Source organism: Streptomyces morookaense, assembly GCF_013030945.1.
Lineage (GTDB): Bacteria > Actinomycetota > Actinomycetes > Streptomycetales > Streptomycetaceae > Streptomyces > Streptomyces morookaensis.
The window spans coordinates 38,386-59,148 of sequence record NZ_JABBXF010000004.1 but is presented as its reverse complement, the minus strand read 5'-3'; the positions used below and the strand labels follow the sequence as shown (position 1 = coordinate 59,148).

Genomic DNA, 20,763 nt, shown 5'->3' with positions numbered 1-20,763 from the left:
CACCGCACGAGAGGACCGCGTATGCCGCCTTCCCCCGCACGTCCGCTCCCTCTGCCGTCCGTCTACGGCCACGACACCGTGGCACAGGCCTTCGCCACGGCGATCGGCGAGACCATGGCCCCCGTCGAGGAGCGCATCGACGACCTGGACGCGGTGCTCGACCCCTGGCGCGCGCCGCCCGCCTTCCTGGACTGGCTGACCGCGATCACCGGCGCCCGGGTGGAACCGGGCTGGGACGAGATCCGGCGGCGCAAGGCGATCGACCTCGCGCCCCGCCTGGCCGCACACCGCGGGACACCGTACGGACTGCGGCTGGAGGCCCGGGAGATCCTCGGCTGGACGCCACCGGCCCACACGCTCGACATCCGCGACCCGGGCGACGAGGACGCCCCGCCCGGCGCCGGACGCATGCTCACCGTCACCCTGACCGCCCCCGCCGGGGAGGACCAGCGGGCGCTGGAGAGCCGCCTGACGCGTCTGGTCGCGGCGCACTGCCCGGCACACCTGCCGTTCAAGGCCGTCGTCACCCTCGCCCAGTCCTCCGACGGAAGGCCATCGCCAGGATGAGTCCGCAGACACCCGAGTACGACGGGCGCACCCGCGACGAGGTGGTCGACACCGCCGTCGCCGCCGTGCACCGGCAGGTGCGGACCTGGACCGGCCGGGACCTGACGGACCCCGGGCGGGGCCTGATCGAGACGTGCGCCGACATGGTCACGGCCCTGCGCGACCGGCTCAACCAGGCTCCCGACCAGCGCCGGCTGCAGATGCTGCGCCTCCTGGGCGTCCGGCCGTACCGGCCCGCGCCCGCGCAGACCGAGGCCGTCTTCCAGCTCGCCGCCCCCTCGCCCGAACCGGTCGTCGTGCCCGCGGGCCAGGAGGTGGCCACGCGGCCCGCGGGGGACGAAGAGCCGGTCGTCTTCAGCACGTTGACGGACGCGGTGCTCAACCCGTGCGTCCTCTTCGCGGCCGGGGACTTCGCGGAGTCACGCGCGGCCGGCGGCGTCCTGGAGGGGAGGCTGACCGGCTTCGGTTCCGGGAACCCCGTGGAGCCGGGCACGTCCGCCGCGGCCGGGCCCGCCTTCCGGCTCAATCTGCCCTATCTCGGCGACTTCCCCGTCACCGAGGACGTACCGGCGGCTCCGGGGACGGCGGACCCGTACGCCCTGCTCGTCCTCTCGGTACCGGTGCCCAGCACCCGCGTGACGCTGGACGTCCTGCTGGGACCGGCACTGCAGAAGGGCACCGGAATCGAGCGGGGCCACTGGGAGGCCTGGCAGGGCACGCACTGGAGCAGTTGCCAGGTCGTCAGCGACACGGTGACCGCCCCGGGCAGTCCCGGCAAGGTCACGCTCGACGTGCCGCCGGCCCACGCGCCGGCCCAACTGCTGCTCCGACGCCCGGACGGGCAGGGCGGTTTCTTCGTCCAGCGGCTGCGGGACGTCGGCCTGATCCGCTACCGGACGGACGCCGGTCGGAACCGTGTGGGGCAGGCCGCGCTGCAGCCGGTCCTCACCGTCCCCGTCCCGGTCGTCCAGGCACGGCTGGTGCGCGACGAGACCCTGGGCACGGCGAGCGGCGTCCCGGGCGAACGCCTCCGCTTCGCCCATCCGCCGCTGCCCCGCAGCACGGACCCGCTCGTCGTGGACGCCGTCCTCGACGGCCGGACGGCACAGTGGACGTACGTCGCCTCCCTCGCCGGATCGGGGCCGGACGACCGGCACTTCACCCTGGACCCCCGCACCGGGGAGGCCGTCTTCGCCCCCGCCGTCGCCGGTGCCCAGGGGCTGCGCCGGCACGGGGCGCCGCTGCCGGCGGGCGCGGCCGTCCGTATCCGCCGCTACCTGACCGGCGGCGGCGCCCGCGGCAACGTGCCCGCCCGCACCCTCACCGTGCTCCGCACCCCGCTGCCGTACGTCTCCTCGGTGACCAACCCGGCTCCCGCCACAGGTGGTACGGAGGGCGAGAGCGCCCTCGCGTACTCCGAACGCCGGCCGCTGGGGGCCCCGGTGCCCGAACGGGCCGTCGTCCCGGCCGACTACGAGCAGCTCGCGCTGGCCGCGTCGGCGGGAATGGCCCGTATCCACCACGTCCGCGACGTGCCGCACCAGGCACTCGACCCGGCCCGCAACTACCTGCCGTGGAAAGCGGCGAAGACCGATGTCGTCTTCACCCTGGCTGCCGGTACGCCGAAGGTCGCCGAGGGGACCGAGGTCACGACGGCGGACGGGCAGACCGTCTTCACCACGACGCAGGAAGCCGAACGCCTGCCGCCCGAGGCCGCCGGTGCGGCACCGCTGCGGCTCACCGGTGGGGTCACTGCCGCCGTCGACATGTTCACCGCGGGCGACTACGAGGCGGACGGCACTTTTTCCGGGCCGTTCAGGGTCGGCGGCGCGCTGGTCCTCGCCCTGGTGGAGATCAAAGCCACTCATGACCCGCGCCACTTGACGCTCTGGGTGACAGCCGACGGCGAACGGGAGGCGCAGGATCGCGTCGCGGTGTCGGTGTTCGCACCGCGGAAGGGTACGCCGTGGTGGGACACTTCCGTCCCGCTCGTGTACGCCTCGGCCCCCGCACAGCCGGTCACAGGCCGCCCCGGGGTCGCCGCCCATCCCGTTCCGCTCGGCGCGTCGGCACGCTGGCAGGCCGCCGTCGAGCAGGACGCCTTCGCCAAGACGGCCCAGGACGCCGTCACCCGCCTGACGGGAGCCTTCCCGACGAAGCCTGCCGCGTGCTGGATCGCCGTCCAGATCATCGACCCCCACGGCACGAGCACCACGAAATACACCGTCCACGCCGACTCCGGCACCACCGGGACCGTCCCCGCCCTGCAGTACGAGCAACAGGACCATGGCGACGGGCCGTTCACATCCACGGGCGAGCCGGGCCAGTTCTTCGACCTGCTCCACGCGCCGGTGTGCGGGCAGCAACTGCCCACCGTGTACGTCGGCTCGGAGCCGTGGACGACCGTCACCTCCTTCGAGCAGTCCGGCGAGGACGCGCCACACGTGGTCATCAATGCCACTACCGGACGAGTCCACTTCGGCCCAAAGGTGACGGGCGGCACCTCGGGCACCCGGCAGTACGGCAAGGTCCCGCCCAAGGACGCGGCCATCACCGCGCGCGGCCCGTACCGGACCACCCGTGGCGATGCAGCGAACGGCATCGCGCGGGGCGCGATCTGCCGGTTGAAGAAAACCGACCCGCACATCCTCGGCGTGCACAACACCACCCCGTCGCACGACGGCAAGAACGGCTACACCGACACCAGCGGCGGCAGCACCCGGGCCGGTGTGACACTGATGGTCGTCCCCTTCGTCACCACCGATGAACGGGGCTGGTTCCCCTACCACATGCTCACGCCCACCGCCGACGCCTGCGACACCCTGCGCCGCGCCCTGCGGGCCTGCCAGCCCGAGGGGGTCCCGGTGTGGCTGGTGACGCCCGGCTGTCACGGCATCCGCTTCGACGCCCGCATCGTGCCCGCCGACTACCGCACCGCCGAGGAACGCGCCGAACTCCGCGTCGCCGCGGAACGCGCCCTCTACCGGTACTTCAGCCCTGTCGGCGGCGGCCCCGACGGCACCGGATGGCCCCTGGGACGTCCGGTGTACGCAGGTGAGGCGTTCCGCGTGTTGGAAGGCGTACCCGGTGTGGGTCGGGTCGCCACGGCCGAGCTGGTCCCCGTCGATCCGGAGACCGGCACGGCCTCCGATCCCGTCCCCCGGATCGACTGCGGGCCGGGCGAGACCGTCTACTCCGTCGAACACCGCATCACCGTCGCGGAGGTGCCCTCGTGAGCGAGCACGACAACGACCACAACAGCGCGGCGGCCCGGCTGGTGGCCCCGGCCTGGGGTACGGACGGCCTGGTCGTGGCCGGCCTCGCCGCGCCGGAACAGCCGGAGGTCCACGTCACGCCGGTACAGAGCAACCCCCGTGCGGTCGCCGTCAGTTCGGACGGCACCCGGGCCTACACCGCGAACCACGACGCCGGGACGCTGTCCGTCGTGGACCTGGGCCCGGCCGTCCCCGCGGTGCTGCGGTCCCCTTCGGCTGGCAAGAACCCGTGCGCCGTGACCGCCGGGCTGGCCGGTGACCAGGTCTGCGTGGCCAACTGGGCGGACGACCAGGTTGCGGTGTTCGACAAGGAGGGGCTGTCCTCGCCCGTCACCGTCGACGTCGGCAAGGGCCCATGTGCGCTGGCGGCGGCCCCCGGCGGGCAGGCGCAGCACGTCTGTGTCGTCAACGAGACGGACGCCACGGTGTCGTTGGTCGACGTGGGGACATCGGGCTCGCCCTCGGTGACGGCGACGGTCCCGGTCCCCGGGGTCACCCGGGCGATCGCCGTGGCGAAAGGCGGGCGCTTCGCGTACGTCGCGAGCAGGGGGGACGGGACGGCCAACGGGCACGTGACCGTGCTGGACGTCGATGCGGAGGGCGATCCGGTGGGGGATCCGGTGTCCGTGGGTGCCGAGCCCCGTGCCCTGGCGCTCAGCGTCGAAGGGGACCGCCTCTGCGTGGCCGCTTACGGCTCGGCGTCGGTGTCCGTCGCCTCCGTGAACCCGACCACCGGGCGGATCGAGACCCCGGTGTCCATTCCCGTGGAACCGCACCCGGTCGCCGTGGCGTTCACCCCGGACGGCAGCCTGATCCTCGCCGTGAGCCGGACCTCGGGCCGGCTTACCGCCATCCGCACGGACACGCTCACGCCCACGACGCTCGACGAGCCGGTGGGGGCGGTCCCTGCCGGGGTGGTGCCCGGCCCGGACGGCCGGTTCGCGTACGTGAGCGACCAGGCCAGCGGCACGCTCGTCACCGTGCGCACCTCCCCGCGGAAGACGGTCGAGGTCAGGACCGGTACGGGGTCGCAGCCCGTCAACGTCGCGGTGGCGCCCGACGGTTCATGGGCCTACGCCGCCGACTCGGCCTCGGGGAACGTGGCGGTGCTCGACCTCGGCCAACTCCAGCCGGGCACACCCGTCCCACTCGGCGGCGCGCACAAGCCGTGGGACGTGGCCATCGCACCCGACCGCACCTTCGCCTGCGCGACCAGCCCGGGCACGGCAGCCCTCCTCGTCCTCACCCCTGCCCAGGGGGAGGTCCTCACCTTCGGCGGCGCGGTCACCGTGAAGGCGATTGCGCTGGCGCCGAACGCCGAGCCGCACGGCGTCGCCATCACCCCGGACGGCCACTACGCGGTGACCGCGGACGCGGGCACGGCGACGGTCTCCCTCGTCGATCCCAAGGGCGGCAAGTACACCATCGAGGCGGGCGTCGTGGGCTGCCAACAGCCCACGGGGGCCGCGCTGTCCAAGGACGGCACGACGCTCTACGTGTCCGACTTCGCCAGTGGGTCGCCCAATGGCCAGATCGCCGTGCTGACCCGCACCAGCCCGGGGACCTGGCAGCAGCAGACGCCGATCGACTCGGTGACCGGCCACCTCTCGGGCCCGCACGAACTGGGCCTGTCGGCCGACGGGCTGCGGCTCTGCGTCGCCAACTACCAGAACGGTACGGTCTCCGTCCTCCAACGCGCCACGACGGGCGACCGCTGGGCCTTCCACATGACCGTGGACAAACCGGCCATGTTCCACCCCTACGGGCTCGCCCTGACACCCGACGGCAGGACCCTCTACGTTTCCAACGCCGCCGGAAACAACGCCACGGTGGAAGCCTTCGACATCTCGGGGAATCCGGCGACGCACCAGCGCACTATCACGGTCGAGAACGGCGACTCGATCCCTCCCGGGCTCGCGCTCTCCCCGGACGGCCAGTATCTCTACGCGGCGGTGTCGAAGGCGTGGTTGAGCGACGACGCACCTTTGGGCATGGTGTACGGGATCCGGCTGTCCGGGGGCGGCACCGCCATGACGCCCGTCGCAGCCTCCCCCGCGGCCGCGCACGTCGACCGGCCCAACGGGATCGTCTGCCCGGACAACCAGACCCTTTACGTGGTGAACCAGGGACGCAGGGAGACTCCCGTACGCGACGCCTTCCTCGCCGTGATCACCCTCGACGCCTCGCGCCTCAAGGTACAGAAGGTCGAGCAACAGGCCCTCGACAAGGACGACACGCCTTACTCGATCGCCATCGCCCGCGATGACGGCACCTGCTGCATCGCCAACGCCACGAGCGGGACGGTCACCGTGTTCACCTCCAACGTGACCCCCGTCAAGGTGGGCGAACCGGCCACTTCCCGGCCATGGGACGTCGCCGTCTCCGACGACGGCGTCTACGCATGCATTTCCGACCGCAAAGCAGCAACCGTCCACTGTCTGCGCCTCGCCGACCGCGAGGTGTTCCCCGTCCCCGTGCGCGCCGACCCCATGGGCGTCGCCTGCGCCCCCGGTGGCGCCCGCGCCTATGTGGCGAACCACAAGGACAACAGCATCACCGTCATCAGCCTGAACGGAACGCAGGGCAGGCCCGAGGAGACCGCCACCTGGAAGCACGAGCTCATCACCAAACCCGAGTCCGTATCGGTGTCGGCCGACGGCACCTGGCTCTTCGTGACCACCGAGAACAGCGGAGCCGTCCTGATGCTCGACGCCACAACCGGAACCCCCCGCTTCACGGTGCCGGCCGGCCGGGCACTCGCTGCCGGCGCACCAGATCCACGGGCCGCAACGCCCCTGGTGTACCTCGCCGACACGGCGGGCGCAGCCGTGTCCGTCGTGAACACCACGGCACTCGGCCGTGTCGGCGGCACCGAGGCGGCGCTCGACCTGCGGCAGGCCGTCGTCGTCCCGGCCGGCCTGAAGGGGGCGGACCGGTGATCCAACTCGTCGACCAGGCACTGAAGTCACGCGTACGGCAGGACATGACCTGTCTGCCGCCCGGATTCCCGGTCACCTTCCAGCCCCCGGGCCGTGACACCGGCCTCGGCGAGACCACCGGTTCCGAGGCGGTCGGCATCTACCTCTACGACATCCGCGAGGCCCTGGAGCGACGCCAGACCGGAACCGTCTACCAGTACGCGGGACCCCCCGGCGACCCCGAACTGCCGTTGCGGAAAAGCGCCCAGTTCGATCCGCCCCGCTACGCCCGCCTCTCCTACCTGGTCGCGGCCTGGGCGCCAGACGCGCTCATCGCCCACGCCATGCTCGGCGACCTCCTCGTCGGATTCGCCCGCAGCCCGCAGCTCCCCGTGCAACTTCCGCCGGAACTGGAGGACATGGACCTCGCGGCACTCCTGGACGTGGGACACCCTCCGAGCGAGGACCGCGCCCTCACCGAGCTGTGGAGTGCAGTGGGGCACACCCTCGTCCCCACCCTCAACGTCACCGTGACCCTGCCCCTGTTGTCGTTCGTCCCGCAGACCTACACCCACTGGGTGACCGAGGACCCGGTCGTCACCGAGCACATCATCGACGAGCAGGCCGAGGGAAACCAGCAGGCGGAGGGAGACCGGCAGTGACCGCACCGGCCACCGGCACCACCCGGGCATCCGCACCCACCGCCGCGGACTGGCTGCTGGCCCGGCTGGCCGTCGTCGAGTCCGCGGTGCGCCGGGCCATCGCCCTGCGCACCGGCGAGGACCCCGCGGACCCGCCGGACCTGCGGGAGTTCGCCTTCGACCCGTTCCAGGGGCTCTACGTCTCCGACGAGATGGCCACGCACCTCCTGGACGCGCCCACCGGCCCGCTGCCGCCCGCCGCCGCCGAGGACGCCCTGGCCGCCGTCGTCCGCGCCCACGAGGACACGGCGACGGCGGCGGGGGCCGTACCGCCCCTGCGGCGCCTCGCCGAGGAGTTCGGCCTGGACGAACTCGCCGTGGGTGTCCTGCTGATCGCGCTCGCACCCGACGTCGACGCCCGGTTCGAGCGCTGCTACGGCTACCTCAACGACGACGTCACCTGCCGGCACGCCACCATCGGGCTCGCCCTCACGCTGTGCGGCGTCCCGGCCGCGTCCGCGACCGCCCGCCGTCTGTTCTCCGCCGACGCGCCCCTGCGAGCCGGCGGTCTCCTCCAACTCCTCGACACCTCGCGCCCGTACCCGACGCGGGGGCTCCGCGTCCCCGACCGGGTCACCGCGCACCTGCTGGGCGACGACGGCCCCCCGGCCCCGCCGGACGTGCCGCCGCCGGGCGACGGCCCGTTGGCCCGGACCGCGCACCGGCTCGCGGGGCTGCTCGCGCACCCCTGGCCCGTCCACCTGCGCGACAGCGGCGACGGCGCCGCCGGGACCGCGGCCCGGGCGGCGCTGGCGACGGTGGGCCGGCCCGCCCTCCACCTGGATCTCGCGGCGCTCGACCACGAACCGCAGCCGGCCGAGTCCGTGCGGGCCGTGCTGCTCGAAGCCCGACTGCGCGGCTGCGGGTTGATCGCCGGGCCCGTCGGTTCCGCCGACACCCGGCGCGTGCACGCCATGCTCGCCCCGCTCGCCGACGCGCCGGTCCCCCTCGTCCTCACCGGAAGCCGGCCGTGGGACGCCCGCTGGACGGACACGCCCCCGGTCCTGGCCGAGTGCCCTCCCCTCACCCGGGCCGAGCGCACCGCGCTGTGGCGGCACGAACTGCGCACCCGCAATGCCCCGTTGCCGACGGCCGGCGAGGCAGCAGCCGCCGGAGCCCGCTACCGGGCCGGGCCGGCCCGCATCCGCGCCATGGCCGCGGCCGCCTGCCAGCAGGCGGCCGCACAGGGCACGGCGGTGGACGCGACCGCCGTCCGGGAGGTGGCCCGCTCCTGGCACGGCAGCGCACTCGTCCGCCTCGCCCGGACCGTACGGCCTGCCGTCACCTGGGACGACCTGGTCCTGCCCGAGCGGACCCACGGGCAACTGCGCGACCTCGCCCGGCGCGTACGCCACCGCGACCGGGTCCTCGGCGAATGGCGGATGCGGCCGGGCGGGGGCCGCGGGCACGGCGTGAGCGCACTGTTCAGCGGCGGCTCCGGAACCGGCAAGACCCTGGCGGCCGAGGTGGTGGCCGCGGATCTCGGTCTCGACCTGTACATCGTCGACCTGGCCGGCGTGGTCGACAAGTACATCGGGGAGACCGAGAAACACCTGGAGCAGATCTTCACCGCGGCCGACGCCGACGAGGCGGTCCTCCTCTTCGACGAGGCCGACGCCGTCTTCGGCAGGCGCACCGCCACCCAGGACGCCCACGACCGCTACGCCAACACCGGCACCTCCTACCTGCTGCAACGCCTGGAATCCTTCGCCGGGCTGGCCCTGCTGACCACCAACATGCACGCCAACATCGACCCGGCGTTCCTGCGTCGCCTCGACCTCGTCGTCCCTTTCCCCGCCCCGGACGAGGCCCTGCGCCGAGCCCTGTGGGACCGCTGCCTGGGCCCCGCCGTGCCCCGCGCCCAGGACATCGACCGGGCCGGACTGGCCTCCCTCGCCTCGGCGTTCGACCTGTCCGGCGGCGCCATCCGCTGCTGCGCCGTCACCGCCGCCTACCGCGCGGCCGACGACGGCCGCCCGGTGGCCATGGCGGACCTGCTGGTGGCCGTCCGCGAGGAGTACGCCAAACTCGGCCGCTACGTGGACGAGTCGGCCTTCCTGTCGGAGCCGGAGGTACGGCCGTGAGCCCCGGCCCACTGCACGCACCGACCGCCACCGTCACGGACACCCCCGGCCCGGAAACGACTGCCCCGGCGCCGGCCACGACCCTGGCCGAACGGCTGCGCAGTCTCCAGCAGGAGGCCGGCAACGCCGCGACCGCGCGAGCCCTCACGGCATCCCCCCGGCAGGGCGCGCCGTTCGGCCACCGCCGGCTCCTGGCCTCACCAGGCTGGCACCAGCGGGCCGAACTGTACGAGCAGCGGCTCGGGGCGGCCCTGGCCGCCGCTCCGGAGGTGCGCCGCGCCGCCCGGACCGCCGTGCTGCGGCTGTACGAGGTCCTGAGCCGGGGGTTCACCCCGGAAGCGGCCGCGGGCGCGTTCGTCCACGACGACCCGCACAGCGCAGGACAAGTGGGCACCGAAGGCGATCCCGGCACCCGGCTCCTGCAGTGGACGGCGCCGGACTCGAACGCCACGGTCCGCGAGCTCGTCACCGCGTTCTACAACGCCGCCTACTACAAATACGGGCCGCAGCCCGGGCCGCACCCGGACGAACGCGCGGTGTCGCTCAAGACGCTCCTGCACCGCATCGTCCTCGGCGGGGACCTGCACCTGGCCCGCGAACTCGGCCTGGACGCCGAGGCCCTGTCCGCCCAGCACGCGTATCTGACCGGTCACTCCCGTGCCGTGCTGGGCCGTCTCCCGCACGACGTGCGGCGGCTGTTCGCCGAGGACGTCTTCGCCCTCGGCAACCTGACGCTCCAGCAGGGCGCGGGCACGGCCCTCTCCATGGGGCGCAGCCAGCGCGGCCGTTCGGAGCGCCCGGACCCGGACACCGCCCCCGGCAAGCGGACCCTGCGCGACTACCGCGACCTGGGCGTGCCGTTGAGCGAGGCCGAGGCCGCCCACGCCCGGCGCAGTACCGCTCCCCTGTCCGTCGAGGGCCTGACGGACGACCTCGCCCCGGCCCGGCACGAGGTCACCGCCGAGGCCGTGTGGGAGGCGATGACCGAACCGGGCCAGGAGGGACCGGAGTTCCCCCTGCCATGGGCCCCAGGCGAGGCAGCCTTCGCCATGAGCACCAAGGACGACTGGTACCGCAAGCATCACGGGCGCGGCGCACCCCTGGTAGCGGGCATCTCGGGCACGACCACCCGCATGCTCAGCGCGTTCCGCTGGCTGCAGGTCGTACCGGGCTCCGGCGCCGCGCAGTTGGCGGAACGGGAGTTCTTCCTCGCCGTCACGGCATGGATGCTCACCGGCCGCGACCACTCGCTGTACGAGATCCTGCGCGGCGCCAAGGCGGCGGGCCTGCGCGGCCTGGCGCACCTCACGGCGTCCTCCAAGGACGTGCCACGGATGTACCGGGACTTCGACGCGTTCGCCCGGGACGTCCTGCCAGCGTCCGCCCTGCCCGAACTGCCGTACGCCGCCCTGTACGAGGAGAAGGCGCGCGCCGCACCCGGGGACGGGGGCCTGGTGACCGTGGACGACCGCACGGTGGCCACGGCGCGCCGCGCCCGGCGCGCCCTGCTCCGGCAGCAGCCGAGCGCGGACCTCACCGAATGGCTGGCGGGACAGGACCTCTCGGGAACGGACGCGGACGCGGAACGCGCCCGGCTGGGAGCCGAGCTGCGGCTCCCGTACCTGCTCGCGCTGGCGGAGTACACCGGCGGCAACCACCAGCTCGTCAACCGCGTCCTCGCCACGCCGTCGCCCGTCGCGACGACGGGTGTGCACCGGCTCGTCGACGAGATGATCTCGCTGTTCACCGAGGGGCAGACGGTCGAAGTGCCGTACGCCACCTGGCGCGACGCGGAACTCCAGCGGCTGATCGACGCCTACCGGGCGCCGGGGCTCGACGACGCGGAGCGCAGGGAGCGCCTGGAGCCCGTCCGCAGGCGTATGCACGCCCTCGCGGAGACCCTGCGGTCCGAGGCCAAGTCCCACGCCGACATGCTCACGGAGGCTCTCGGCAAACTGCCGCCGGTCAGGGGGCTGGTCTACCGGGCGGGCTGGGAGCTGCTGCCCCGGAAGCGGATGACGTTCAGCGGCTTCACCAGCACCAGCCGCGAGCGGGAGGAGGCCGAGAAGTTCCTGCCGCTCCAGCACCCGCCCGCCGGTGGCCGCCGGGTGCTGTACTGCCTGGAACTGACCGGCCACAGCGGACGGGACATCGCCTTCTTCTCGCGGCAACAGGACGAGAAGGAGGTCCTGCTCCTGCCGCAAGCGGCCTTCACGGTCAACATGCGCAACCGCGGCGAGGGCACGGTGGTCGGTGGCCAGCACGTGCGGTACGACTTCGTGTGGGCGACGGAGGTCGCGGGCGCCGCGGGCTGACTGCGCTCGCCCGACTCCCACGACCTCCGGCACCGTGCCTATCCGGCCGTCACCGGGCGCGTGCGGGGGCAGGTGAGGGTCGCCGAGCCCTGGTACTCGGTCACCGGATCCGGGCTGCCGGCCGGATTGCTCGCCGGGGTCAGGACGGTGAAGTGCACTTCGAGGGGGCCACCGTCGACGACGACCTCCACCGTAGCGTGGCCCGTCCTCGCGTACTTGGCGCGGTTCGCTGCCGGAACCCTGAACCGGGCGCGGAGGGTTCCGGACGTCGGGAAGGCCGGCGTCGAGTAGGGGACGGGCGGGATCTCCATGGTCTCGATGTCATCCGGTACGCAGGCGGGCAACCCTTCGACCTGGAATCCCGCCGTGCCCCGCGGAATGGGAATCGGGGGCGGCGGGACGAGCGTTGCCGGAGGCGTCAGGGCCGGCATGAGGGTGATGGTGTCGCTCTGCCGCACGATGACCTTCTGCATGCGCGCCGCCTCAGCTGGTCTTGCCGGGCTGGCCGGCGATCTGGGTGATGGTGAACTGCACGAATTCGGCCGGACGCACCGGTGCGACGCCGATGTCGCAGATCACCTGACCGGCATCGATCGTGTCCGACGTGTTGTTCGTCCGGTCACAGATGACATAGAACGCCTCGTCCGGCGTACGCCCCAGCAACGCGCCCTGACGCCACTGATCGGTCAGGAAGCTGACAACTGAGTGCCGCAACGTCGCCCACAGACGGTCGTCGTTGGGCTCGAACACAGCCCAAGTGGTGGACTGACGAATGGAGTCGGAGAGGAACGAGACGAGCCGGCGCACGTTGAGATACCGCCAGTCGCGGGACGTGGACCGGGTCCGCGCACCCCACACCAACAACCCCCGGCCCGGGAAGACGCGGAGGCAGTTGACGCCCTTGTCGTTGAGTGCTCCGTTCTGGTCGTCGGTCAGCAGGGTGGGGATGCTGAGCACGCCGCGCAGGTTCTGGTTGGCGGGAGCCTTGAACACGCCTCGCTCGGTGTCCGTACGGGCCCAGACCCCTGCCAGGTGCCCCGACGGCGGCACGGTGCGGCGCACCCCGTCCACGCCTGGGACCTCGACCCATGGGTAGTACAGCGCGGTGAACGCCGCATCGTCGGAATCCGGTGAGGCGAGTGTGCCGACGAACTCTGTCAGTGGGCCGACCAGTTGTTTCGGTGGTGCGTCGACCACCGCAAGCCTGTTGCGCAGTTGGGTGCAGTGCGCGAGCACTTTGTCGATGAGCCCCTTGCCGGTCGGCAGCACCGGGGACGGTGGGGTCGCCTCGTCGTTCGCGGCCACCGTCATGTCCCAGAGGCTGGGCACCGCCACCATGGTGACCTCCGGCACGGTCTCCAGACCGCCCAGTCCCGTCCGGGCCTCGGCGTTCCCCCCGAGGACCGAGTCCGTCACCGGCGTGTCCGGGTTCAGGAAGCCGACGACGTAACAAGAGGTGCCGCCGTTGGCGAAGAACCCGTACACCGCCTCGGCGAGCGTGAAGCACCGCTGGAGCACCTGGATCTTCTTGAGGTCACCGGTGACGAGGGTGTTCTCCTTCTGCTTCTTCAGCAGGGCGGCCAGTTCGGCGCCCAGCTCGTTGATGCTGTAGCGGTCGACGAACTCCTGCCAGCCCTGGATGGGTTGGGGAATCTTGCGCTCGTCGTCGGTGAACGGCGGGTTCGTCCGTTCCGGGGGCGCGCTGTCGGCCTGCTTCGTGTATCCGAGGAAGGCGGGCGTCGAGGTGCCCACTCCGACGATCATGCGGACACCGCTGGACTTCTCGGTGACGTAGACGCCCGGGGGCTTCGGCTGCGTTGCCACGCTGATGCTCCTTCCGGTTCCTGGGGGTGGGACCTGCGCCCCGAAGGGGCGCGGGGAACTGCCCCATCGGACACGCCCTGGTCGGGCTGCCCGGCTACTCGACGGTGATGTCCTCGTAGGTGACCGTCACCTGCTCCGTAGCGGTGCCGGAATTGGCCGCGCCGAGCTGGGGCCCCTCCCAGCGGGAGGCCCAGGCGTTGGTGAGGTGGATGCGGCGCACGGTCTGCTTCTGTGCGTCCTTCAGAGCGATGGTGATGTTCTGTCGGGCACCGGCCAGGTCGGCGTCGACCAGTGTGGCCTTGATCCAGTCGGTGAACGCGGTGCTCTTGTCCATGCCACGGGTGATCGTGATCTCGCCGGTCTTGCGCGCGCCCGGCTGTTTGCGGACGATCAGCTCCCCGGTCGCGGACACCTGGCGGGTCTCGACGACGTCCTGTTCGAGGGTCAGTCCCGAGACGTCCTGGACGGTCTCGACCTGGAACTTGCCCAGTTCGATGGCGAAGGTGTTGCTGCTGAAGGTGTCACCGGTCAACACGTGCGTGTGCCTCCCTGGATCCGGGGTGTGCTCAGCTGGTCCTGCCGGGCTGGCCGGCGATCTGGGTGATGGTGAACTGCACGAACTCGGCCGGACGCACCGGTGCGACGCCGATGTCGCAGATCACCTGACCGGCATCGATCGTGTCCGACGTGTTGTTCGTCCGGTCACAGATGACATAGAACGCCTCGTCCGGCGTACGCCCCAACAGTGCGCCCTGACGCCACTGATCGGTCAGAAAGCTCACGACAGAGTGCCGCAGTGCGGCCCACAGACGGTCGTCGTTGGGCTCGAACACCGCCCAAGTGGTGGACTGACGAATGGAGTCGGAGAGGAAGGAGACGAGCCGGCGCACGTTGAGATACCGCCAGTCGCGGGACGTGGACAGCGTCCGCGCACCCCACACCAGCAACCCCCGGTCGGGGAAGATGCGAAGGCAGTTGACGCCCTTGTCGTTCAGCTCGCCGTGGCGCTGGTCGGTGAGCCGGACGGGCAGCGCCAGGACACCGCGCAGGTTCTGGTTGGCGGGAGCCTTGAAGACTCCGCGCTCGGTGTCCGTACGGGCCCAGACCCCTGCCAGATGCCCTGATGGCGGCACCGTGCGCCGCATCCCGTCCACGCCCGCGACCTCGACCCACGGGTAGTACAGCGCCGTGAACGCCGCATCGTCGGAATCGGGAGTGGCCAGCCGCGTCCGGAACGCCAGCACATCGGCGGGTGCAGTATCGGGCGGAGGCTCGCACAGGGTGAGCCGGTTGCGCATGACGGCGCAGTGGCCGACCACCTTGCCGAGGATCTCCGCGCCGTCCTTGGCTGTCGTGCCCCGGCTCCACAGATCCGGCACCGCGACCATGGTCACGTCCGGCACGCTCTTCAGCCCGGCAAGACCGGTGCGCTTGTCGGGGTTCCCCTCGACCTCGCTCGTCAGGGGCTTGGTGGGGTCGAGCCGGAGGACGTAGCAGGAGCTTCCTCCGTTGGCGAAGAAGCCGTAGACGGCCTCGTGCAGGCTCGCGGTACGGGCCTGCGCGAAGCACTCCGCCAGCAAGGCGAGCTCGTCCCGGCGACGCTGCAGGGACACGCCCTGCTCCCCTGCCGCGATCCACAGGCCGTACTCGTCGGGGAAGGCCGGCTTGACCTTGTCCTCCACGGCCTTCGCCGCCTGCCGGTCCGGATCGCTGACGCCGTCCCCGGCCCAGTCGGCCGTCTGCACTTCGACGAGCTTGTCGAATTCCGCTTCCGTGACGACCGGCTGGCCGCCGGTGGTGGACTTCTGCCGGAGCTCCCCCTCCCTTTCCTCCAGTTCCTCTGCGGCCTCCCCGATGGCCTCGCTCAGCCTCTCCCGCTCGCGTTCCAGCTCCTCCGGACCCATCGGCGACCGGAAGTGGAACGTGTCCACGAACTCGGACCAACTGCCCACCAGCGTCGGAGGCATCGACGACTCGATCCCTCCGACGGTGTAGCCGAGGAACGCGGGTGTGGACGTACCCGCTCCGGTGATCGTTCTGACCCCGCTCGGGCGCTCCGTGACAAACACTCCGGGCGCCAACGGACGAGCAACCATGCCCCGTTTGCCCTTCTCTTCAGGAATGCGTACGTTCAGCGAACCAGCCGCGGGGACATCGCGCACGCAAAGAAGGGAACCTACGTCAGATGATGTAGGGGCGCGCGCTCCCTTCCTGCGCGAACAAGCCAACTTCGGACGGTGGTCGGCGAGTTCGGGCTCTTTGTTCCGCCTCGGCAGGAGGGTCACACTGCAAGACCCGTCGGCCCGCAGCGCGAGAGTGGGGGATCCATGCACCTGCACAAGGACCGTTCAGACGCCAGGGCGGCCGACAGCGCCGCGGAACAGCCCGCAACCCCGGGAACCGCTCCCGCTCCGTCCCGGCCTCACGCACTGCTCCACACCCTGCACTACACAGCAGGCAACGCCGCGGTGGCTCAGATGCTGACGGTGCAGCGGGCACCGACCGTTCGGGATGCGGCCACCGCGGAGCAGATGATCGAGGCCCTGGAGGCGAGCGGCCACAGCGGCGATGACGCCTACGGCCTCATGGGGCATCTGACCCGCGAGGCGTTTCCGCCCGGTCCGGGTCAGAGCCCCTTCGACATGAACGACCACATCAAGTCCGCGGGGCAGGCCCGTATCGCACCGATCAAGGCGAGGCAGTCGGCCCAACTGCTCGACAAGAAGTGGACGATCCGCCACTACAGCGGTGCCGACCGCAGTCGGCCGCCGACGTTCAACGACATCGCGTCGACCTACGACAATGCACTCGCGGGCCGGGTCTCCAGTCACACCAACATGGCCGACTGGCGTTCGCTGGGGAACATCAAGTTCACCTTCTATCTGGTCGCGATCGACGGCCGGGTACCGAAACGGCCGTTCCTCAACGATGTCCACTGGTATGCCGAGTGGAATCTCGACGACATCCGCGACTGCTGGTTCTCCCGAGACCTGCTGGGCTCGATGAGCAAGGCCAGGGACGCGGGAGAGGCTCAGTCCGCGCTGGCGGACGTCAAGGCGTTCCGCGGATCGGGAACGGAAATCAAAAAGATCCTCGCGGCCTCTGTCTTCGGCGCCGGCAACGACCCCGCGGAAGCACTGGACAATGTGGTCGGCGGGGCCTTCGAGTTGAAGGTTCCCGGCGGGCTTCCTGTGACGCGCTGGGAAAGGAAGACGTGAGCCACTTGCGTGCGCGCCCGACACCGCCCGTTCAAGCCAATCTCCCGATGCCCGGTTGCCCGGCACCCGCGCCGGGCCGATAGCATCCCATGTCGAATCATTTCGGCCGGAAGGCACACTTCACTCTCGGGCGGCACACCGAAGGAGTGGTTCGGAATGCAGGACTCCGGAGAACCGGAAGAATATCCTCTCCTCAAGGACGGCAGCGGAAAGGGCACCGTCACCCCGCACTCCGTCGCAGTCGGACCGGACGGATACCTCTGGGTGACGACCCACGACAGCACGCTCGTCCAGGTAAATCCGTCAAGCCTTGCCAATCAGCTCAAGGTCACCAGGGACATCCGCACCCTCTCCGCCGGAATCATTCCGGACCCCTGTCCGAACCGGGCGGACGGGAAGAAAGTCGTGTGGTTCGCCTCCCCCGCGCACGAGCAGGACTACGACCCGGTCATCGAATACGACATCGCGAACCAGAAGCGACTCAACGAGTTCAAGCTGGCCGATGACGCCAGGGCGCAGACCATCGCGTGGCTCCTGCTCAACACGGGCACCGACGAGGCTCCCGTGTGGGCCTACTGGATCATGTTCGCCGAGCCCGTGCACACCATGGTCGGCTACTGCGATCCGGAGGACGAGTCCAGCACTCCCGGCACGTATCCGTTCCCGGACGCCAAACAGAACCCGGTCTACGACACCTGGCTCTGGTCGGTGGCCGTCACCGCTCCGAAGGAAGCGAAATCGCTCAAGGACTGCGTCTATTGGGCGACGGGCCAAGTCAGCACCACGGGAAACTACGAGCGGAAGACGAACAGCCTCTACCGGTACGCCCCGCCCCACGACGACCAGCCGAAGCCCATTTCGCTCCCCGGGGGAAGCGGTCAGAAGCCGGTCCACGTCGTCGCCAGCCCGAACGGCGACGCGGTATGGGTGGGCGCCGAAAATCCGAACCAGATCTGCCGGTACGACACAGAACTCCGCAGCTGGACGCGGCGGGACATCTCCGGAAGCGGAACTCCCCGGCAAATGATGCTGGGCACGGACGGAAACCTCTGGGTGGCGTGCAGCAATGGAATCGCACGGTTCCGTACGGACAAGAGCATCACCCAGCTCCCGGGCCCGGCCCTGCCGAGCGGCGGCGACGCCATGGGGCTGTGCCTGGACAAGCACGGCAACAAATGGGTCTGGTACACCAACCCGACCAACAAGTCGATCGGGAAGTACCCGATTCCCCCTGACCCCGGAAGCGCCGGCGGGAAAACCCAGTTCATGGCGCAACTGGTGAGCGAAACGGCACCGGGTCGGCTCACCGGAATGCCGGGCGTGGTCCAGTACATCAGCAAGGGCCTCCCCATCCCCGGGGTGCCGCTCACCTGCCGCGTCGTCTCCGAAGGCGGCACGACGTTCATCGACGGATCGACGGAAATCCTCCTGACCACGGACGCCCGTGGCCGGGCCGCACTCCCGGCACTGCGGGCCGGCCGGGAGGAGGACCAGGTGGTGCTGGAGGTCGGCCACGGGCTCTCGGAGCCTCCCACCACGTTCTCCGTCTGCGTGCGGTGCGAGTCGGACGAGAGCCCTGAAGCGGATGAATCATGACTCCTCCGGAGAAGGTGAATCCAGCGATGCCGTCCACAGCAGGCGACGAATCCACCGGTCCTCGCTATCCGTTGGCCGGCTCGGCCAAGCCCGCAGCCATCGTCCACAACCCGCATGACCGGCAGATCTGGTTCGTCACCCGGGACGCCCAGTTCGGCAGGTTCGCCACCGAAACACCTCACGAGAGCAAGGTGTTCCCCTCGCCGGATCCGGGCAGGAGCGCGAAAGCCCTCGTGGCCTGGAACCAGGCCGTGTGGATGTACACGGTGGCAGCCGGCCAGGGCTGCGTGGTCAAGTGCACGCTCACCGGCGGCGGTGACGGTCACTATGACAACTACGAGAGGGGCACGGCGGCAGCATGCCCCGCCATGGCGATCGGCTCCGACCCGACAGGCGCCGAAAGGATCGTCGCGACCCTTTCGGGCATGCCGTCACTGATGTTCATCGGTGCGGACGGCGACATCCACACGTCCGACGCGTTCTCCCTGTCCGGTGGTTCACCCAGCCCGTTATACGGGCTGGCGATCGCGAAGAGGACCTCTCAGGAGTACTGGCTGAGCTCTCCCACGGCGGGCTGTGTCGTCTCCTTCGACGCCAAGAGCGGCGAATTCTCCAAGACCCCCGTACGCCTTGACGGCACGGCGGCGCCCGGACACCTCGCCATCACCGAGACCGCCGAGCGGGAGCGGGCCCTGTGGGTGGCGACCGACGACACGTACCTCATCAAGTACGACCTCGACCGCAAGTCCCAGCGGAAGATCGTCACTTCCGCCGTCCCGGACCGCCTGTTCGCGATGCCGGACGGCTCGCTGTGGTTCACCATGCCCTCCGCCGACGCGGTGGACTGCGTTCTCCCCGGTGCCACGCACACGTCCGGCAGCATCAGCACCGGCAAGGGTTCGAGGCCGTCGGGAATCGCGGCGGACACGAACTCCCAGTTGTGGGTCGGGCTCGAAGGAACCGGGGAGATGTTCCACATCTCGAAGTTCCGGCTCACCCCCAAGGGAGGACAAGGCCAGGAGGCGGCAGTCGGCACCTCGTTCAAGAATCCCCTTCGGGTCCTGGTCGGCAATCTCGACGGAACCCCGGTCGGCAAGGCGACCGTCAAGTTCGTCCTCAAGGGGGATCAAGCACGCTTCGTCGGAGGCGGGACAACCGACATCAAATCCGTGCAGGAGTCCGGTGATGAGATGGGCATCGCCGAGAGCGCGCTGCTGGAGGCGAAGCAGCCCGGGCAGGTGGACGCCTCGGCCGAGTTGCTGGAGGAGGACGCCTTCACGCCGTTCGAGGGCATTGTGGTCAAGGAGACGGTCGGACCACCGGACCACCTGGGGTATCACTCGGGCGCGGGCCAACGCACGGCAGTGGGCAAGAAGTTCCCCGCACCGCTCAGCACCGTGGTGCGGGACAAGCACGGCGCGGCCGTGAAGAAGGTGAAGGTCGTCTTCAGGGTCATGGACGATATGGCCTCCTTCGGAAACGGCTCCGCCGTCACGGAGGCCACGAGCGGCGAGGACGGCGTGGCCACCACCGCACAGCCCCTCGTCGCGGGCCCGGTGGTCGGCAGGTTCAGGGTCCAGGCGTGGGCAGAGGGCACCGAGGCGGGCGTGGTGTTCAACGAGTACGTCACCGACTGCTGACCTTCAAGGCCAACTGCACCCATCAACTGCACTCATCAACCGAGCGGCCCCGATTCCTCAGCCGGAGGGATCGGGGCCGTCTCGCACTGTGTCAGGCTCACGGAAGCCGGACGAGTCAACGTGGCGATCGACGCGTTCCTCACGGCCCGTCCCGCTGCCTGGCACATGGAAGGAGAAGAACGATGACGCAGGATGCTGTTCCCGCCCCCGTGCCGAATTGGGTAGGGCAGTTCATGCACGAGATCGACACCCTCGATTTCGGCGAGGGTTTCGCCCGGACGACCGACGACACCGAGATGTTCTTCGGCACCGCCCACGTGGTGGGAACCGAGGCCATCAAAGCGTTCTTCGTCAAGATCGATGAGCCGCTGCACATCGATCACACGGTCCTGGAGTGCTGGGACGCCCCGAACGGGGTCCTGTTCCTGCGCGGGGAGGCCACCATGGCGAAGAAGACCGACCCGGACACCACCGTACGGGCTCCGTTCATGCACCTGTACCGCCTTGACGACAGCGGGAGGATTCGCACCATCCACATCACTGCCGGCCCGCTGCGGACCGATGCGGTGATGTGAGGGTGGGGCCGGAAATCCCGTGATCATCCGAGGTGTTGAGCCTCCCGTCA

Annotated in this window: 14 protein-coding genes; 10 read left to right on the top strand and 4 right to left on the bottom strand. The window is 70.6% G+C overall.

All coding sequences use genetic code 11. The features are described from left to right. Positions 1–21 precede the first annotated feature (21 nt). Genes HG542_RS01930 through HG542_RS01905 form a run of 6 tightly spaced genes read left to right on the top strand, consistent with a single transcriptional unit; the run spans position 22 to position 11,860 of the window. Positions 22–567 (top strand): phage tail protein, encoded by a 546-nt coding sequence (locus HG542_RS01930; RefSeq protein ID WP_171078217.1) that lies wholly within the window; start codon positions 22–24, stop codon positions 565–567. Continuing rightward, positions 564–3,803 carry a baseplate J/gp47 family protein gene (locus HG542_RS01925; RefSeq protein ID WP_171078216.1) on the top strand — a complete coding sequence of 1,080 codons (3,240 nt, stop codon included), beginning with the start codon at positions 564–566 and terminating at the stop codon, positions 3,801–3,803. The genes HG542_RS01930 and HG542_RS01925 overlap by 4 nt, the downstream gene beginning before the upstream one ends. Continuing rightward, positions 3,800–6,781, top strand: a complete 2,982-nt coding sequence (locus HG542_RS01920; RefSeq protein ID WP_171078215.1) for a beta-propeller fold lactonase family protein — start codon at positions 3,800–3,802, stop codon at positions 6,779–6,781. The genes HG542_RS01925 and HG542_RS01920 overlap by 4 nt, the downstream gene beginning before the upstream one ends. Further along, positions 6,778–7,422, top strand: a complete 645-nt coding sequence (locus HG542_RS01915) for a Pvc16 family protein (protein ID WP_171078214.1) — start codon at positions 6,778–6,780, stop codon at positions 7,420–7,422. Before HG542_RS01920 ends, HG542_RS01915 begins: the two co-directional genes overlap by 4 nt. Then, positions 7,419–9,545: an ATP-binding protein gene (locus HG542_RS01910; protein WP_171078213.1), complete on the top strand. Its 2,127-nt coding sequence runs from the start codon at positions 7,419–7,421 to the stop codon at positions 9,543–9,545. Before HG542_RS01915 ends, HG542_RS01910 begins: the two co-directional genes overlap by 4 nt. Beyond that, positions 9,542–11,860 carry a hypothetical protein gene (locus tag HG542_RS01905; RefSeq protein ID WP_171078212.1) on the top strand — a complete coding sequence of 773 codons (2,319 nt, stop codon included), beginning with the start codon at positions 9,542–9,544 and terminating at the stop codon, positions 11,858–11,860. The genes HG542_RS01910 and HG542_RS01905 overlap by 4 nt, the downstream gene beginning before the upstream one ends. A gap of 38 nt (positions 11,861–11,898) precedes the next feature. Here HG542_RS01905 and HG542_RS01900 read toward each other — a convergent pair whose 3' ends face one another. The 4 genes from HG542_RS01900 to HG542_RS01885 form a co-directional block, all read right to left on the bottom strand. After that, complete coding sequence (locus tag HG542_RS01900; protein ID WP_171078211.1) at positions 11,899–12,333, bottom strand: contractile injection system spike tip protein; 435 nt, start codon at positions 12,331–12,333, stop codon at positions 11,899–11,901. Positions 12,334–12,343: 10 nt separating this feature from the next. Then, entirely contained in the window at positions 12,344–13,684 is a 1,341-nt protein-coding gene (locus HG542_RS35905; RefSeq protein ID WP_171078210.1) for a phage tail sheath family protein, read from the bottom strand. A gap of 94 nt (positions 13,685–13,778) precedes the next feature. Then, the gene (locus tag HG542_RS01890; RefSeq protein ID WP_171078209.1) at positions 13,779–14,219 is read right to left on the bottom strand and encodes a phage tail protein; all 441 of its coding nucleotides are present in this window, start codon (positions 14,217–14,219) and stop codon (positions 13,779–13,781) included. Positions 14,220–14,250: 31 nt separating this feature from the next. After that, positions 14,251–15,651 carry a phage tail sheath family protein gene (locus HG542_RS01885; protein ID WP_171078208.1) on the bottom strand — a complete coding sequence of 467 codons (1,401 nt, stop codon included), beginning with the start codon at positions 15,649–15,651 and terminating at the stop codon, positions 14,251–14,253. Between the two features lie 510 nt (positions 15,652–16,161). Between HG542_RS01885 and HG542_RS01880 the strand changes: the two genes are divergently transcribed. The 4 genes from HG542_RS01880 (at position 16,162) to HG542_RS01865 (ending at position 20,713) form a co-directional block, all read left to right on the top strand. Then, positions 16,162–16,902 (top strand): hypothetical protein, encoded by a 741-nt coding sequence (locus HG542_RS01880; protein WP_227722912.1) that lies wholly within the window; start codon positions 16,162–16,164, stop codon positions 16,900–16,902. A 156-nt stretch (positions 16,903–17,058) separates the two neighbouring features. Next, positions 17,059–18,498, top strand: a complete 1,440-nt coding sequence (locus tag HG542_RS01875; protein ID WP_171078207.1) for an NHL repeat-containing protein — start codon at positions 17,059–17,061, stop codon at positions 18,496–18,498. 26 nt (positions 18,499–18,524) lie between these two features. Then, positions 18,525–20,138 (top strand): NHL repeat-containing protein, encoded by a 1,614-nt coding sequence (locus HG542_RS01870; protein ID WP_171078206.1) that lies wholly within the window; start codon positions 18,525–18,527, stop codon positions 20,136–20,138. 182 nt (positions 20,139–20,320) lie between these two features. Next, positions 20,321–20,713, top strand: coding sequence for a nuclear transport factor 2 family protein (locus tag HG542_RS01865; protein WP_171078205.1), 393 nt, complete (start codon positions 20,321–20,323; stop codon positions 20,711–20,713). Positions 20,714–20,763: the final 50 nt, after the last annotated feature.

What these genes read in the sequence shown, in the direction of transcription:
- HG542_RS01875 (WP_171078207.1), top strand. Translation starts at nt 17,059, where the DNA reads ATGCAGGACTCCGGAGAACCGGAAGAATATCCTCTCCTCAAGGACGGC.
- HG542_RS01885 (WP_171078208.1), bottom strand. Translation starts at nt 15,651, where the DNA reads ATGCCTCCGACGCTGGTGGGCAGTTGGTCCGAGTTCGTGGACACGTTC.
- HG542_RS01930 (WP_171078217.1), top strand. Translation starts at nt 22, where the DNA reads ATGCCGCCTTCCCCCGCACGTCCGCTCCCTCTGCCGTCCGTCTACGGC.
- HG542_RS01925 (WP_171078216.1), top strand. Translation starts at nt 564, where the DNA reads ATGAGTCCGCAGACACCCGAGTACGACGGGCGCACCCGCGACGAGGTG.
- HG542_RS01870 (WP_171078206.1), top strand. Translation starts at nt 18,525, where the DNA reads ATGCCGTCCACAGCAGGCGACGAATCCACCGGTCCTCGCTATCCGTTG.
- HG542_RS01880 (WP_227722912.1), top strand. Translation starts at nt 16,162, where the DNA reads ATGCTGACGGTGCAGCGGGCACCGACCGTTCGGGATGCGGCCACCGCG.
- HG542_RS01865 (WP_171078205.1), top strand. Translation starts at nt 20,321, where the DNA reads ATGACGCAGGATGCTGTTCCCGCCCCCGTGCCGAATTGGGTAGGGCAG.
- HG542_RS01900 (WP_171078211.1), bottom strand. Translation starts at nt 12,333, where the DNA reads ATGCAGAAGGTCATCGTGCGGCAGAGCGACACCATCACCCTCATGCCG.